The sequence below is a fragment of the Acinetobacter sp. AOR41_HL genome (assembly GCF_027854645.1).
Lineage (GTDB): Bacteria > Pseudomonadota > Gammaproteobacteria > Pseudomonadales > Moraxellaceae > Acinetobacter > Acinetobacter nosocomialis.
The window spans coordinates 79,595-94,386 of the sequence record NZ_JAKTHZ010000024.1 but is presented as its reverse complement, the minus strand read 5'-3'; the positions used below and the strand labels follow the sequence as shown (position 1 = coordinate 94,386).

Here is a 14,792-nt window from a genome sequence, read left to right as displayed (position 1 = left end):
TCAAAAAGCAAAGGGCTTTAAAAATGAATACTTCTAAAATTGCAAAACCATTCGCTAAATCTTTCAATACTCTTTTACGTGGTGAAGTTGTTTCATACTCACCTCGTTCACTAAAAGTTGCAATTGGTCGTGATGCAGTAAGCGTATCAAAAGAAACAATGGATGAAATTGTTAATACATCAGATGCTTATGGCGATAAATTTTCTCTTGTTGTTTCAGCATTCCGTAATGCTATGAACTAATTCAGAAGGCTCAGAAATGAGCCTTTTTACTTTTTTTTGGAAATATGAAAATGATTAACCAGATTGAATTGCTTGAAAAGCTAGGAATTGCTGCATTTGGTAATGCATGGAAAGCTTCTTTGGCAGATGCATTGCCAGTCGCTCGACCAACGATAACTGACTGGATGACTGGAAAGAAACCTATTCCAGTTGGCATTTGGGCCAATATTCAAAAGATCATTGAATCGCGTTTGATGGGATTGCAAGGGGCTTTGCTTGAAATTAAAGAACAGCGTCACTTGATTATTATTGAAGAAATGAAACGTAAAGGTAAGGCTTATATTCAAGATGAATTTTCTGCATATCTGTATGCTATGTCAGATGATGAAATTATGAAGCTGCTTTCAGCATATAAGAAAGAATATGCTCGATTGTCAGCAGAATATCCAAACGACATATTTGCTGATCTTTTAGTAATTAAAGATGCTATAGACTTCAATATTTGTATACGCGATATGAATGGAAGTCTTGATCTTGGTTTAGCGGAAGACTGTGCATTGTCTTATTTTAAAAATATGAAGTTAGCTAAAGAGTTTGATCTGGATGAGCTATTTATGGTGGAAAGAGTAAAAGAAATTGAGAATAATTTTGCTCAAAATGTGCAATTATCCAGATTATTGAGCAAATAATTGCACATTAATAAAGGCTCTTACTCAAGAGCCTTCACAATCGCACCGTGTCTTGCTTTGCAGTCATTATATTTTGCAACTGTATCAACTGACCAGATCATTAAATCTTTGCCCGTTGTTCCCGCCAATTCATTTAGATTTGGGCATGGCTGCATTAAGTTAGCTGGTATTACCGGCTTTAATGAGTTCATTGAGTTGCTGCACCCCAGCATCGTCAATACAGCTAGACTTATAAATAGGACGCTCCACGATCTTTTGCACTTCACGTGTAACTGTTTCGACTTTAGTGCTTTGCTCTGCTTTGACTTGCTCATAGTCTGCGCTCACTTTATTGATCTGATTTTGCTTTTCTGCAAGAGCTTTCAAATTCTTGCGCTCAATCTCTTGGATCTGAGATTGACACTTTTGTTCAGCTTCTTTTAGCTGACCAGTTTTGTAATTGAGTACGGCCAAAGATATGGCCAATAAAAAAGCGAGAAACACAATAATGATTTCTCGCCAATATTTAGCAGCAAATACAATCCACATCACTGCGCTCCTATACATTTTGCGTGTCGTTCAAGCTGTCTAGTCCAGACGCCATAGCATCCATTTTTACGAATAGAGCAATCGCGCTTTGCAACGTACTTATATTTAAGTAATGAGTCGCAAGCCGCTTTATATTGACCAGCTTTCAAGTGTTTAAGCATTGATGATTTTGCGAATGTTGGTACCCCGTACTGATATGAAAAATCCAAGTAAAGGTCATATTCAGTTTGTGATAATTTCACGCCCTTCAATGAATCTTTAAACGCGACTTCACGCTTGGCCACATCATTTCGCAACCACTTATCTGCGGTCGCACGTGTAATTGGTGGATCTGTCATTTTTACGGGTGAGCCATCTGGCTTGAATGTTGAACCATGGCCCTGTGTTGGCCGATCCCCTTTAACGGGAATTACTGGCTTTGATGTAAACCCTTCATCGTTTTTTACGCCCACAAAAAAAGCAGCCGAAGCTGCTAAGAATGCGGCGACATATTTAGTCTTGTTTGACATTACAGTCACCTTTATTTTCCAAGCTTTCTAAATAGGCTTTAAGTGCAATTTCATCGCGCTTATTTTTCTTTCTGGCGTAGTACCAGTTCATTAAAAAACCAGCTAAACCAATGATGATACTGACCCAAAATGCTAAATCGATTGACCCGATCCACGCCGAAACTGCTCCTGCCACACTTCCCCCGTATGTTGCACCCTTACTGGCCGCCAAAGCGGTCGATGTATCTATAATTTGCTGATTGTCTGCCATGCAGCCCCCTAATTTCGGCAAAAAAAAGCCCTAAGCTATTGAAGCAAAGGGCTTGTGGTGATTTGTTGTGTACTATTCTATAAAAATAAGATTTTTCCGCATTTCAAGAATATATTCAGAAGAATCTTTTGAAATATTCTCACTCATAAGCGTTTCTTCAGCTTTAACTTCAGAAACGTTAACATCTTCAGTTGAAAGTTCTTCGCTCATAATATTTGCCTACGCTGGTACAATTAAATCAATAAAAGTATTTGTGTAAATTAAATCGCCAACTGTATCTAGCATTTCGACAGTATTTACTCCCTTTTTCAGTACAGCATTAATTCTGAAAAATCGACCTGTTGTTAACGTTTGATCCGGCGTTGATTCAATTACAGCAGCACCAGAATTTAACTTAACTGCTGGTTGCCCAGTTGTCGCACCATTCAAATAACTAGCATAAACACCGATAATCAACTCGTCATTGTATGCACTAAAATAATGTATCGGTTTATCAGTATTTGTATGGGCCTTACCGTCATTAACTTGTAAAAGTGATTTTGTTGCAAATGATCCGTTTAAGATGAGATCAAGATGCAAAACATATGCTGCAATTGACTTAGTTCTAACTTTATTGCCGCGATAATAAACATGGCTTGTAGACTGTGTGTGAAGCACAGCATTTATATCAAAATCTAATATCTCGTTATCATAGACATATTGTTTTGTTCCTGCAGGAATTACAATATCTTCGCTCTGAGTGTAAAAGAAACCATAACTACCGCCGCTTAAGATATTGTTCTTAACAATAAGACTATTGCTGTCATTAAGCATAGAAATGTTAGCTTCTGTAACACTGCCAGCTGTAACTTTTCTCTGCAAATGCTTATTTAGAACAAGGTCTTCAGTTATATTCTCTGATACTGTAACTTTAGAGAGATCAGTATCTGAGCCGAATTCACCAGTTGGGTCTGTATAATCTGTAACTGATGTAACAGTAAACTGATACCCATTAACATAAATAGAACCCGGACCACTTACAGCCCCTCTCTTGATTAAAAAGCTATGTGCATCAATAACTTTTAATACAAAGTAATCTACATTTATTTTTAAATAAAGATCAGTTTTTGCACGCCCTCGAATATTATTCATTAGTGCAAACGTGTTCGGAGAAGATTTAAAAATAAATCCGCGATAGTTCTCATCTAACGTGTTGTTGAAAACAGATAGAGATAAACTATTCGGCAAGTTTTGGAATAGCATTCCAGTGTAACCACATTTTGTGATTCGGTTACCAATTATCAAACCGTTAGTTACACCCGTGCCAGTCGGAGTAATGCCAACAAAACAGTCAGAAATAACATTGCCCATACACTCAAATGTATCTGTCTCATGATATGTATATGTTTCAAACTCAATGCCATAGAGCCCGCAATTCGAAATATGATTGAAGTTAATCTTTGAGTTTACGCCACTTCCAACACATGCGTTAATACCGCTTTGGTGCACCGCATCAGCAATAACATTATATTCAATAACTGGAAATGGGCTTCCTTCGGCAATAATTGGCCATGCAAAGCAGTTTGTTAATGTACAAAGTCGTATTTCATAATTTGGACAATTCACGATTTGTATACATGAATCCCCATCTTGAAATGAACCAAAAATATTTTTTTGGATTCCTTTAACACCCAGCATACTAATTTTCAAGTTTGGACAATTATTAAATGAAATCATGCCCCTGTGGTTGGTAGAGCCATTAATCTTTTCACCAAAGACCCACGTTGCTTTATTACCTGAAATTAGTGAATCTATACCTGTGATTTTTAAGTTATACAGATTCTTAAAGCTAATATTCGTGCTAATAGAGAACTTTCCAGCAAAAATAACTTCAAATCCGTCTGAAATTACACTTGCAATTGTATTTAGCTTTACTGTCGAATCTCCATCTTTTGAGATATCGCCAGTTAAGCCCGCATCGTATGTGCTGATTTGTTTGTCAGTTAAATCCCTTAACCATCCGTTAAAGATCGTTACACCGTTATACTGATCTTTTAATGAGTCAACATAAGTAAAGTTGTCACCCCCTTTATACGGATATAGTTCTGCAAAAATCGGCGCGTTGTATGATTGAACATAAACAGTCTGTTGATTTTTACGAACTGCCACATTTAAAAGGTCACTTATAGTTGGAACTACTTGTGCTGTCTTGTCATTGATGTCTTTCTGATTTTCATCGCCATCAAAAATAGATGAGGCACTTGTAGCAGTTACATTTAGATCTGTATAAACGGTAACTTTTTTCTTGTTCTTCACAATAATGGAGCAACTGCCAACATTTGCATAAAGCTTAGATGGACCACCATTGTTATAAATAAAGCCATTCCTAGTTGTAATTGGCTGATGAGCTGGCTTGGTGAAATCTTCATCCCAGAAAACAGGGATCGGATAAACTTCAGGATTTTTACCAGCCTCTCCAATGTACAAATAACCTGAATCTAATGGCTTGCCGTCTAGATCATTCAATATTGTGTACTGATTTGAAATTGACAATGTCATTCGAAAACTCCTGAATTTAGAGCCTGTTTTTGCAATCTGGAAAAGAAAAACCCCGCATTTAGCGGGGTTCAGTTATTTGTTTGGATTAGGAATTTGGACGGGATGGATTGAGAGCTTTCATCACTCTAGCTCTAACCTTATTGTCCTTAATGTGTTTAGTGGCAAGCCGCAAAGCTGTAGCAACAGGCGCAGGAAATCCAGATAAACCAGACATTGCGATATCCATTGCAGCGGCTAGTGTTGCGGCAGTGTTGCTATGATTGATTGCTGCGGATGTAGGGGTGGTAAATAAAGTCTTAGAAATTTCATTTATTGCTCGAAGCTTTTCGGCACCTTGTGGACCAAAGACATAATCAAGTTTTCCTGCGTCATCTAAACGTTTAATCGCTTTATTCAAGGCAGCTGCACTTACCATTTGATTGCCCTGCCCATCTGGTGCAACGCCAGCTGTAGCAGCATTCTTAATCTCTTGAAGCGTTTGACCTTGGATATCACGCCATGCTTGCTTACCTTCTTCCCCTGCTGTAAGGAGAGCACGTTTTGCAACACGAAGATCATCAAGTGAACCATCATGAATAATTCGCTTTTGAATATCTTCAAGAGCCACACGACGGTCTTCGGTTCCAGCTTTATTTGTCGTTAAATCACGAATAATTGTGCGATTTTCCCAATGGTCTGCCATGCGCTTACGTTCATTCCGTGCCGCTTTATAGAGATTACCTACAACCGGCTCAACATGTTGGTCAATCATGTCTTTTAGAATTGCAGCTTGCCTAATATTTGGCGCTTCCTGATTGGTATTGGCATTGATCTCTTGTCGCCACTTCTCCATTTGCTTAATGGTTGGATTGTTGGGAATCAATTCGCCCTTTTCGCCACGTCTTGCGATTCCTAGAGATTCAGCAGTACGTTTAGCACTTGTTAAAATTGGTGTAGTTGGTAATTCAGGTTGTGAATTCAGATAATCAATCACAGACATTGGATCATTTTCACCTGATCTCACAGGTTGTGTAAGGTCTACTGGTCTTTGTGCTTCCTCTGATTTGTCAGCTTTTGCATAAGCCACACGTACACGGTTTTTATCGGCTTGAAGTTGCTTTTGTAAAGCCTTATCAACCGCTATACCTGTTTCACGCATATTGGTTGCCTGAGCACCAGTCATATCAATAAACGCATCCAAGTTATGTTGCATAACTTGATGTTGCTCTTCTTGACGTTGCCGTAGTGGAGCACCTAAGTCTGAATCCTTAGCAGTTTCAACTTCAAACTTAAGTTGTGCAGGATCACGCGTCATTTGACCTTCAGTAAGTTGCACTGGGTAAGGCAAGTCTTGAGAAAGTGCTTGTCGTATTGTCGCTTGATCTACTTGTGCTGCACCGACGTTTGCAGGTGCTGGGCTTTCTGCTTCTGGTGTTCTTGAACCAACCATTTCGCCCATACGTTGTACGCCTGAACGAGTGGCATTAGCTACAGCTTGAACTGGTCTCGCTGCCATTTTCCCTGCACGCTCAGCTACAGGAGCAACTGCCTGCCCTGCTCTAATAGCTTGGCCTTGTGCAATTGGAGCAACACCACGAGCGGCTTGTCCTGCTAAAGCTAGTTCACTTAAAGCAGGAGTTAAAGCAACTAATGGCTCGGAGATTTCCCCCAAAGTTTGAGCATATTCCTGACCTGTTTGCGTTCTTGGCGCATATGTTAAATCTGCTGCACCTTCTGCTGCATTTTGTGAAATACGCTGAGCTGCTTCAGGTGTACCGAAATTACCGGCTAGGATTTCGCGGCCTGCTTGCCCTATAGTTCCGCCAATCATTCCGAGTGTGCCGCCAGTTGCACCAGTGGCAGCAGATAGTGCTGTTTCACCTAATCCAAGTGCTTTATCAGCAAAAGATGGTTCTGGAACTTGTGGAGCTGCTTGCGGTTGATCATAAGTAATCACGCCATTTGCATCGAAGTCTGGTAGCCCTTGTGGTTGATTGGCAGCACTCTTAATTTGTCCGTTTTGTTGAGCTTTTTGATAAGCTTCCACAATTCTTTGAGAGCGTGCTGCTTGATCTACAGATTGAGCTTTTACTTCTTGCTCCTTCTGTTTTTGCTTGTATGCAGCAACAATTTTTGAAGCTTGTGATTGATATTGATCACGTGCAGGATTGTCTAGTCCCAAATCACTCCAAGACTTTTTTGGTTGTGCATAAGGAGAAGATGGTAAAGAAGCCCATGTACTACCAGACTTTTGAACTGCTGTTTTAAAGTCGCCTTTCAAAACTGATGGCAAAGCACCATTCTGAGCCAAAAGCGCAACTGCTGCGATATCTTGGTTTTTAGGTGAGAAATCTTTTAAACCAAGCTGTTTAGCAACACCATTCCAAGTATCACTGAGAAATTGGTAGCGGCCTGCGGCGGTTGTATTTTTTATCTGTCCATCAGTTTGTTTAAATTGCTTTTTAATATTTGGATGAGTTGATAGATCATCCAAACGTTCATTGCCAAACAATGTGTTATAGCCATGTTGAACGCCTTCAGCATTGGCAATCAAGTCAAGCATCTTCCGCACATTTGGGGAGCCTAATAGCTTTTCGAAGTTTTCTCTTGTTGCCATAACTTTTCCTCAGGCAATAAAAAACCGACCATTTATAGGTCGGCTTTTAGGCTTTAATCGCTGAAATAATTTCTGGAAGTTTCCAGATTAATATTGGTATAGAAAATAGTAATAAAAAGGCAAAAATTGTTTGCCATAAACCATATTTTTCAATAGACACTTTCATAAGCTCCACTATTGGTTTAAAATGCTCCATATAGATTTATTTTCCTCTTACTTTCGTCGGTTGGTGGAAATGCAAAAACCCCGATGCGTCAACATCGGGGTTTTGTTTTTGGATATTAAAAAACCGCCTTTCGGCGGTTTTTGTTTATCTATGATAAATACCATTCAATTGTATGGATAGGTTGCCCACCTAATTGTGAATAGTGCGTCATACCATGTTTCAATGCTCTTCGATTTAATGCATTGGCATGTACCGCCATCTCTTGAGTTATCCCTATTACCTGTGCAGCACATTCACTGCGCAAGATACTCAATGCAGGATAAATATCGTTCTTAATAATTTTTGAAATCTTAGGCACAAACCACATTAAGAACTGAACATCGGTGTCGTTCCACGGCTCATTATTTACTTGCATTGGTACTAAAGGATTTTCTACCTTCCCTTTTAGCTCCATACTTAATAGATACTGCACAGAGTCTTCAAAGTGAATGGCTAGAAGTTCATGATAAGAGTTAATTTTGAAATGCCGATTATGTCGAGTCCAAACTTGTGCCCTTAATCCATTTTTGCCGTTTACCTTAGCATCTACAATCTTCTGCAATGAATCTTTTTGTTCAGGTGTAATTACTTTTCGTGTTTCAATTGCACTACCCATAAACTTTTCTTTCATAGCTTCAAATGCTAATTTTTCACAACGAATGAAATATCGTCTAGCTTCGCGCCCCTTATCATTGTTCTCAACCATGCAAAGTTCTTTTGCCATATCTAGACTTAATGAATAGTCTTTTTGAACAACATTTGAACGGACGCCCGTTTTGGCGACCGTTAAAACAAAGTCTACATTCTCTTGGAATTTGTACTTAGATATACGTTGTTTTATCCAGTTAGCAAAATCACGACCAACTTCCAAAAATGAATGTAATGATCTGGCATCTACAGCAAACTGCTTGTCACCACCAATATCCACCTCAACCAGATCAAGTACCTGATCTCCAGTTAAGGTATGTTGTAAATCAATTTTTTCTGCTACTATAGTCATAGGTTTAATTCCTTTGTGTGGGTTAAACAGAAGCAGATTGGTTACTTTGGCGAGTGCAATCTGCTTTTTTATTTTCTGGAGTTTCAAGAAGACCTTCGTGTTGAAGAATCAGTTTTAAGTAATGATTGAATTGACCTCGATAGGTACGGTTTTCTCTCTTGGCAGCAGCCTTGACAATATCTGCTAATTCGTCATCATAGGAACAAGTGTACATTGTTATCATAACCTCTCTATTTTTGATAACTATTGATAAGTTACGATAAGTTTTAAACCTTGTCAACTCGTGGATTTATTTTTTATGAAAGATTCTTTTGGTGCTCGTCTTAAATTTTTTAGATCAAAGGCCGGTCTTTCTCAGCAACAACTTGCAGACAAGACAGGTTTAAGTAGAAAAATAATCTCAGATTATGAGGTTAAGCTTGATGTCATCCCGAGAGATTCTAACCTTTACAAAATAGCTGATGCGTTAGGGATTGATTCTTCAAATCTAATTCCAAAAACACGTGGTGATGCAAAAGAACAACCAGATGGTAATTTTTCAATAACCTATAATATTCATGAGTTCCCCCGAAAAATTGTTGAATTTATCGAATATGAAGCTCAAAAAAATAATCGCTCTCTCCAAGAGCAGTTTGAAGTGTTTATGTCTGGTGTTGTCGAAAAGTTTTTAAATATGTCTGAAAATGAGCGAAACTCTAAACTCGATAATCAACAAAATAGTAAATTAGAATTGGATGAAAAGGCCTTCGAAGAATACCTTGGAAATAACATCAAAAATTAGATTTATTATTAAAAAAGCACCCTTGGGTGCTTTTTTAAAGTTTATGAATGAGGGTTCTCATAATTAAAAAGTTTTTCTTCAAGATTTCGAATTTTATTTTCTAAATCATTAATATCTTTATCTTTTAATTCATTCAGAATTTCTAACTCTTGGACTCTATGCTCAATTTTCTCAAACTTAATTAGAAAGTTCTATCTTGAGGTACTGCTCGAAAATCTGTGCAATTCCCTTTATATAAAACGAATTGGTCACCAACACCTAAAGCATCAGTTTCATTAAGACGTCTACTCATTGAAAAACTCCGCATCTTGATTAGGTGCTAAAACTACATTGTCTTGTGTATTAACAATGAATGGATCACATTGTTTATTGCCTGCCCCTGATGGGAGTGAACATGCGTATTTCATTTGAGGTGGGTGAGATACTGCCATTCGCAAAAGGTTTTCATAACCTTCTTTCGCCAACACTACTTTTTCAGGTGCTAAGACCTTGCCAAATTTTGATGCTAAACGCTTTGCTAAATTCAAATAGAAAGTTTCAATAGCATAATCTGGTATGTAACTGTCTTGATCTAAATCGCTACTATCTGCCTCGGTTGGCAATGGGTAGCCAATTTGAATGTTCTTGGATGACCATAATGCAGCCATTGCATCCATAGATCGACGCGCACTCTCTACCTGTTCAGGCTGTAAGTCAAAGACATAAGCAGCCATTCCGATTTCTTCAAATGCAGTTTCGACAAGTTGCCGCTTTGTCCATGACATGATTATTCACCTTCTTTTGGGTAAAGGTTTTCAAGCACAAGGTTTACAAGAACATCTTTGCCATCGCGTGAGCCATATTTAATGCCCTTCTCATCAAGAATAGCTTTTAACTCACCTGCATCCATTGCTGAATACTTATAGCCGTCATTCTCTTTTTTGAGCTTATTGATTTGAACAATGTATTCACCTGTTGCTGTGGCAAGTTGCTCTTCAAGAAATTTGTTTTTCTTTAAAGCCTCAAGTAGTTCTTCTTGGACCTGCTTAAGTTCACCACTTGAACCAGCTACCTTGCCAACCACCACAATTTCAGGCTCTTTTAGTTCTGAATAATTAACGTAGCCTTCTTCACGCAAATGCTGTTCGTGATCTTCACCGTCTGCAATCACATGTTCATATGATTTAGTGTCGCCACGATATAGAGCTTTAGGATATTCATCTGACATTTCAGCCTCCAAAAATGACGACGCCCGCATATAGCGGGCATTTGTCGTCACTGGGTTAGATTAGGTTTGGTTGAATAATTCAATACCAGCCATTTCTGGATTCACCATCACAACACCAAACATAGTATCTAGACGATACTTAGTCTTCATTGTGTTGATGTCATATTGCTTCTGGAATACCAGCTCAATTCCCTGATCTGTTGTTGCGCGCATTACAGCTGCACCAGCATTCGTAGGAACTGCATAGCGAGCAGGAATCAACTCAATTGCATCACGATGCCAGAATGGGTTTGCATAAGCTGTTGCAGTGTTCAGCATTGTAATAACTGCACCATTTGCAGGTGTAGCACTTACATTCTGATATTGCTTTTCTGCTTCTGAACCACCCTGAGCCGAGATAATCGGAGGAGAAATTACAACCGATGTTGGGCTATTCACTTTTACAACACGGAAAGTCTTTAACTGACCAGTTGCTTGCTTAGTGATTTGATGAACTGATTCAACACCAGTGATTGTGAATGCATCACCTTCTTTCAATGCTCCACCAGTTACCGCAACAGTGATTGTTTGATAACGGTTGTCTACATTACCTACTTCACCAGTCGCTGCTGTAGAAGTGGCTTTAGGAACGTAGAACTGGTTAGCAGCACCAATGGTCACGCCTGTTGCTGTAGCAGCACCTAAACGCTCTGAGTAGTCGAGTTTAAACGCATCAAAACCAGCCACATCACCGATGTATGCGCGGTCATAAGCAGTCTGAACTTTACCGACAACGTTTTGACGTTTAGCTAAGTCTCCAGCCATTGAGTTGTAATCGCGCGTTGCCAAAGCAATACGACGATCATTCATTGGGATGCCTTGCTCATTCATGATTGCATCAGCAAGGGCCACATCATCAAAGCCAGTAGCTGCGCCTGTACGCTTAACAACTAATGTGCCTTGCAAAGAAGCTACTTTTGTTACTGCAACGTTGATATCAGAAGCTAACTTCTGTTTTGCAGCATCGCCTAAGCGATTTTCTTGAAGTTGGTCACGTAGTTCTTGAGCATCAAGAATCCATGGACTAGATTTTTTATAGCCAATGGTAGCTGGTACAGATAACTGTGTTTTATCTTTAAAGTTGCCTGTTTGGTCCATGCCATCGTAAGAAGTGGCAATGTAAGGCATAGGACGCCAAATAGTGTTGTTAGAGCGTTCAGCTTCAACATCACTCATTCGGTACTTATTTACTAACTTTGATAGAACAAGTTGGTCTTGAAAACCTTCCAACATTTCCTCAAAGGCAACGCGTTCTTCTTTAGAGAAACTATTAGACATTATTGCCTACTCCATTATTGATTTTGTTTAAGCTTTCGCTTGTATTTATTTACTTCGGTGTAATCGCCTGTTCTTTCTGCTTCAGCGCGCAACTTTGCAAGCGTTGTATCCACCGTGCCACTCAACGGAGCCGAACCACTTGGTTTTCTTTCAGGGCTTGTAGATGGCTTACGAGTCGTAACCTTAATCTGAGCGTCAATTTTTGCTGCTGCAAAAGCGAATTGAATCGGGTCGGTTAGTGCTGCCAATTCTTTTGCTTTTTGAGGGTTTTTACCTAGGTGATAGATAAGAAGTTCAGGTTTTTCTGCTGCGTGAATCAAAATGCCTTGTTGAGTCTGATTTAGCACATCTCGTGCAAATTCTTCGGCCTCATCAAAGTCACGAACTTTTGATTTAATTGCAGTCTTTTTGGCTTCATAGTTGTTTAGCTTTTCTTGCCAAACCTTTTGTGCCTTCTCCTGCTCTGCACGCTTAGCTGCTTCTTGTTGCTCGAACTGGGCTTTCTTTGCAGTCCACTCAACAAGTTGCTTTTCGAATTCATCTGCATCGTAACCAACGCTTTCTAGAGTAGGCTTCTCGCCTAACTCAATAGCTTCTGGTTTGTTCTGTTCATTAAGCTTGGCCTCAAGCTCCTTGATACGACGATCAGATTCTTTCTTCTCTTTACGGAGATCTTTTACCCACTGTGGTGCAGGCTTACCATGAAAGTCATCTTCTTGCTGCTCTTCTGGCTTTTCATCACCTACAACAATGTCGAACTCTTCACCTTCTTCTTGAGTATCTTCACCTTCAGTTGATTCGGCATCATCTCGATCTTCATCATCATTCGGTGTTTCAATATCAAGATTTTCGTCATCTTGAAGTTCGTCTTGTTGCTCTAGATCTTGTTCAGACATTTGCTACTCCCTCACTCATAGGCTGAGCGGACGCCATGTTTTGATTAATCTTTTCAATGGCATTAACAACAGAATCTCTCTGCTCGTTTTCCATTGATGCGATAGTTTTTGCTGTGTCAGCTTTGGTTTGTTCGGTTTTTGCAGCCGTTAAGAATGTGTCAGCCTGTGCTTTCTGCGCTTTAGCTTGGGCTTCCATAGCTAATGCATTTGCAAGTTCTGCTTGAGGATCAGGCGGTTGATTCTGCGCTGCAGCAATCAATTCCTGTTGCTCTTCTTCGGTAGGCTCTACAACACCGATTTGAACTAACCATTTGCGGTAGTAATTGCGGAAATCTTTGATTCCTTCGCCTTCCATGTTCATGTAGATCATTGCAAGTAGAATCTTCATGTCTTGCGGATCTGTAGTGAATGGAAGTAAGGCTTGTAATTGACGTACGATTGCGGACTTCTTGCTTGATGAAGTCGGGCCGACATCTACACCAACATCGAATGATGCTTTTGTTAAGTCATTTTCATATTCAATGCCACTTTCACCAATTACCGGTCTTGAAAGCTCTGCACTATCCACCTCATCTTGCTTTCCAATCGTCTTCATTCGACGACCTTCTTCAACATAAAGTTCTTTGGCCATTGAGAGCCAAATTGCGCCACAACGCTTGATAGCCTTTGCAAAGTTGTCAATGTAGATGTAAGACTGCATTCCAAGTTGGTTTTGAACTAAGTCAATCGCCTCTGCACTCACATTGGCATTGATCTTTTCTCCCTGTTCTTGATTGCCTAAAAGCTCTCGAATGTCTACATCTGTTAATTGCAACAAAGCTGCTAAAGATTGTGGAACCTGAGGTGGCTTTGTATATGAAATTGGACCTTGCGCAATCACATTGCCATTGATGTCAGTTAGTGGGTTGGCAAGCAAATACGGGTTATTGTCGATATTGTCATTCGCCCACATATGTTCAAAGCCAGCAACCTGTTCAGGTGCCATGATTGGCTTTTCGATTGGCGATAAAGCTGCAATTTCACCTAACCGGCTAAGTTGCATGTTCTTGAGGCGTTGCACATCCTTACAAAGGCGTACATGGCCCATACAACGCTCTACATTGTCTACAAACCAACGCTTGCCATAGACAGGAACAATCGGGATATAACGGCCTGCAATGTATCCGCAATCCTCAAGAATCTGAGAGCCGCTCATCATGTACTTTCGTACTTTACGACGCTCAAGAGTCTTAATTCTTAACTCTTGTGCACCTGTTGCATTCAGACGCTCTAGAATTGAAGGATCATTCTCAAGCTCATCAGCCATGTAGCGCTGTTCAGTACCATCGATTAAGACAAAGATGTGTTGTTTCTCTTTGACCTTTTCAACAACGTAGTATTCAGCTACATAGACAATGTCTGGTGTGCACCAATCAAATTCCGCATTTGAAATGTCTTTATTCCAGCTAGCTGGATCATCACCATATTCTTCTATGTAGGCATCATGAGTCATTGAAGTTAGGACAAAGCAAAAGTTTGCATCTGCCTTGTCTTGACGCTTAGCATCCAAGTCAAAGAACACGCATGAGTCAGCATCAAAAATTGGCTCAATCTTGATACGTTGACGTTCATTCTCTTCGTCTTCGTCATCCTCTTCACAAGCACGTAAACGGAAAGCACCGAAGCCACCACCTACAGCCTCTTCAAAAGCATTGTCATATGCCTCTTCTGCACCAGAATCCTGCTCATCTGCCCGGTATAAGCCGTCGCAAGTATCTGCTAGCTCATCATTCTGTGAACCGTCTTTAGAAACGAAATCTACTGTGATTCGGTTATTTCGATATTCATTAATAATTCGAATGACAGCCAAGTGGATTTTATTGACTTCAAACTTCGGCTTATTTGCGAATTGCTCGCCTAGCTTGCCTTCCCATTGCGCCCCAGCGATTGAATAAAAACGACGATCCTCTAAACACTGTTGACGCTCATCACGCACAGCACTTTGAATTTTGTCGAAATGAGCTTTTGCACGGGCGTGAATGGTCGCAAGTTGTTCTTTTTTAGTCACAACTTGAC

18 protein-coding genes are annotated in these 14,792 nt (G+C 39.8%); 3 read left to right on the top strand and 15 right to left on the bottom strand.

The window, feature by feature from the left end:
• The first annotated feature begins 23 nt into the window (after positions 1-23).
• Entirely contained in the window at positions 24-242 is a 219-nt protein-coding gene (locus tag MKL35_RS09420; protein ID WP_255005918.1) for a hypothetical protein, read from the top strand.
• A 50-nt stretch (positions 243-292) separates the two neighbouring features.
• Positions 293-910: a hypothetical protein gene (locus tag MKL35_RS09415; protein ID WP_270913482.1), complete on the top strand. Its 618-nt coding sequence runs from the start codon at positions 293-295 to the stop codon at positions 908-910.
• A 20-nt stretch (positions 911-930) separates the two neighbouring features.
• Here MKL35_RS09415 and MKL35_RS09410 read toward each other — a convergent pair whose 3' ends face one another.
• The 10 genes from MKL35_RS09410 to MKL35_RS09365 all read right to left on the bottom strand — a co-directional run bounded on the left by MKL35_RS09410 (position 931) and on the right by MKL35_RS09365 (position 8,750).
• On the bottom strand, positions 931-1,101 hold the full coding sequence (locus MKL35_RS09410; protein WP_165757083.1) for a hypothetical protein: 171 nt from the start codon (positions 1,099-1,101) through the stop codon (positions 931-933).
• Entirely contained in the window at positions 1,070-1,438 is a 369-nt protein-coding gene (locus tag MKL35_RS09405) for a hypothetical protein (RefSeq protein ID WP_042755603.1), read from the bottom strand. Before MKL35_RS09405 ends, MKL35_RS09410 begins: the two co-directional genes overlap by 32 nt.
• Complete coding sequence (locus tag MKL35_RS09400) at positions 1,438-1,947, bottom strand: lysozyme (RefSeq protein WP_109428865.1); 510 nt, start codon at positions 1,945-1,947, stop codon at positions 1,438-1,440. Before MKL35_RS09400 ends, MKL35_RS09405 begins: the two co-directional genes overlap by 1 nt.
• The gene (locus MKL35_RS09395) at positions 1,931-2,197 is read right to left on the bottom strand and encodes a holin (RefSeq protein WP_000774828.1); all 267 of its coding nucleotides are present in this window, start codon (positions 2,195-2,197) and stop codon (positions 1,931-1,933) included. The genes MKL35_RS09400 and MKL35_RS09395 overlap by 17 nt, the downstream gene beginning before the upstream one ends.
• Before the next feature lie 72 nt (positions 2,198-2,269).
• Positions 2,270-2,407, bottom strand: a complete 138-nt coding sequence (locus MKL35_RS09390; protein WP_270913480.1) for a hypothetical protein — start codon at positions 2,405-2,407, stop codon at positions 2,270-2,272.
• A 9-nt stretch (positions 2,408-2,416) separates the two neighbouring features.
• Positions 2,417-4,735: a right-handed parallel beta-helix repeat-containing protein gene (locus MKL35_RS09385; protein ID WP_270913478.1), complete on the bottom strand. Its 2,319-nt coding sequence runs from the start codon at positions 4,733-4,735 to the stop codon at positions 2,417-2,419.
• 85 nt (positions 4,736-4,820) lie between these two features.
• Positions 4,821-7,331: a glycoside hydrolase family protein gene (locus tag MKL35_RS09380; RefSeq protein ID WP_270913476.1), complete on the bottom strand. Its 2,511-nt coding sequence runs from the start codon at positions 7,329-7,331 to the stop codon at positions 4,821-4,823.
• 46 nt (positions 7,332-7,377) lie between these two features.
• Entirely contained in the window at positions 7,378-7,527 is a 150-nt protein-coding gene (locus tag MKL35_RS09375; protein WP_270913475.1) for a hypothetical protein, read from the bottom strand.
• Between the two features lie 118 nt (positions 7,528-7,645).
• Positions 7,646-8,536, bottom strand: coding sequence for an antA/AntB antirepressor family protein (locus tag MKL35_RS09370; RefSeq protein ID WP_270913474.1), 891 nt, complete (start codon positions 8,534-8,536; stop codon positions 7,646-7,648).
• A gap of 22 nt (positions 8,537-8,558) precedes the next feature.
• On the bottom strand, positions 8,559-8,750 hold the full coding sequence (locus tag MKL35_RS09365; RefSeq protein ID WP_141991726.1) for a hypothetical protein: 192 nt from the start codon (positions 8,748-8,750) through the stop codon (positions 8,559-8,561).
• An 84-nt stretch (positions 8,751-8,834) separates the two neighbouring features.
• On the opposite strand from MKL35_RS09365, the gene MKL35_RS09360 reads away from it, so the two are divergent.
• Complete coding sequence (locus MKL35_RS09360; protein ID WP_270913472.1) at positions 8,835-9,317, top strand: helix-turn-helix domain-containing protein; 483 nt, start codon at positions 8,835-8,837, stop codon at positions 9,315-9,317.
• Between the two features lie 284 nt (positions 9,318-9,601).
• Here the strand turns inward: MKL35_RS09360 and MKL35_RS09355 are convergent, their stop codons facing one another.
• Genes MKL35_RS09355 through MKL35_RS09335 form a run of 5 tightly spaced genes read right to left on the bottom strand, consistent with a single transcriptional unit; the run spans position 9,602 to position 14,784 of the window.
• Positions 9,602-10,081 carry a packaged DNA stabilization gp4 family protein gene (locus MKL35_RS09355; RefSeq protein WP_270913470.1) on the bottom strand — a complete coding sequence of 160 codons (480 nt, stop codon included), beginning with the start codon at positions 10,079-10,081 and terminating at the stop codon, positions 9,602-9,604.
• 2 nt (positions 10,082-10,083) lie between these two features.
• Complete coding sequence (locus MKL35_RS09350; protein ID WP_270913468.1) at positions 10,084-10,524, bottom strand: hypothetical protein; 441 nt, start codon at positions 10,522-10,524, stop codon at positions 10,084-10,086.
• Between the two features lie 60 nt (positions 10,525-10,584).
• Positions 10,585-11,841 (bottom strand): P22 phage major capsid protein family protein, encoded by a 1,257-nt coding sequence (locus MKL35_RS09345; protein WP_270913466.1) that lies wholly within the window; start codon positions 11,839-11,841, stop codon positions 10,585-10,587.
• Between the two features lie 14 nt (positions 11,842-11,855).
• The gene (locus MKL35_RS09340) at positions 11,856-12,737 is read right to left on the bottom strand and encodes a hypothetical protein (protein ID WP_270913464.1); all 882 of its coding nucleotides are present in this window, start codon (positions 12,735-12,737) and stop codon (positions 11,856-11,858) included.
• Positions 12,730-14,784, bottom strand: a complete 2,055-nt coding sequence (locus MKL35_RS09335) for a portal protein (protein ID WP_270913463.1) — start codon at positions 14,782-14,784, stop codon at positions 12,730-12,732. The genes MKL35_RS09340 and MKL35_RS09335 overlap by 8 nt, the downstream gene beginning before the upstream one ends.
• Positions 14,785-14,792 lie beyond the last annotated feature (8 nt).

What these genes read in the sequence shown, in the direction of transcription:
- MKL35_RS09420 (WP_255005918.1), top strand. Translation starts at nt 24, where the DNA reads ATGAATACTTCTAAAATTGCAAAACCATTCGCTAAATCTTTCAATACT.
- MKL35_RS09415 (WP_270913482.1), top strand. Translation starts at nt 293, where the DNA reads ATGATTAACCAGATTGAATTGCTTGAAAAGCTAGGAATTGCTGCATTT.
- MKL35_RS09410 (WP_165757083.1), bottom strand. Translation starts at nt 1,101, where the DNA reads ATGAACTCATTAAAGCCGGTAATACCAGCTAACTTAATGCAGCCATGC.
- MKL35_RS09405 (WP_042755603.1), bottom strand. Translation starts at nt 1,438, where the DNA reads ATGTGGATTGTATTTGCTGCTAAATATTGGCGAGAAATCATTATTGTG.
- MKL35_RS09400 (WP_109428865.1), bottom strand. Translation starts at nt 1,947, where the DNA reads ATGTCAAACAAGACTAAATATGTCGCCGCATTCTTAGCAGCTTCGGCT.
- MKL35_RS09395 (WP_000774828.1), bottom strand. Translation starts at nt 2,197, where the DNA reads ATGGCAGACAATCAGCAAATTATAGATACATCGACCGCTTTGGCGGCC.
- MKL35_RS09390 (WP_270913480.1), bottom strand. Translation starts at nt 2,407, where the DNA reads ATGAGCGAAGAACTTTCAACTGAAGATGTTAACGTTTCTGAAGTTAAA.
- MKL35_RS09385 (WP_270913478.1), bottom strand. Translation starts at nt 4,735, where the DNA reads ATGACATTGTCAATTTCAAATCAGTACACAATATTGAATGATCTAGAC.
- MKL35_RS09380 (WP_270913476.1), bottom strand. Translation starts at nt 7,331, where the DNA reads ATGGCAACAAGAGAAAACTTCGAAAAGCTATTAGGCTCCCCAAATGTG.
- MKL35_RS09375 (WP_270913475.1), bottom strand. Translation starts at nt 7,527, where the DNA reads ATGGAGCATTTTAAACCAATAGTGGAGCTTATGAAAGTGTCTATTGAA.
- MKL35_RS09370 (WP_270913474.1), bottom strand. Translation starts at nt 8,536, where the DNA reads ATGACTATAGTAGCAGAAAAAATTGATTTACAACATACCTTAACTGGA.
- MKL35_RS09365 (WP_141991726.1), bottom strand. Translation starts at nt 8,750, where the DNA reads ATGTACACTTGTTCCTATGATGACGAATTAGCAGATATTGTCAAGGCT.
- MKL35_RS09360 (WP_270913472.1), top strand. Translation starts at nt 8,835, where the DNA reads ATGAAAGATTCTTTTGGTGCTCGTCTTAAATTTTTTAGATCAAAGGCC.
- MKL35_RS09355 (WP_270913470.1), bottom strand. Translation starts at nt 10,081, where the DNA reads ATGTCATGGACAAAGCGGCAACTTGTCGAAACTGCATTTGAAGAAATC.
- MKL35_RS09350 (WP_270913468.1), bottom strand. Translation starts at nt 10,524, where the DNA reads ATGTCAGATGAATATCCTAAAGCTCTATATCGTGGCGACACTAAATCA.
- MKL35_RS09345 (WP_270913466.1), bottom strand. Translation starts at nt 11,841, where the DNA reads ATGTCTAATAGTTTCTCTAAAGAAGAACGCGTTGCCTTTGAGGAAATG.
- MKL35_RS09340 (WP_270913464.1), bottom strand. Translation starts at nt 12,737, where the DNA reads ATGTCTGAACAAGATCTAGAGCAACAAGACGAACTTCAAGATGACGAA.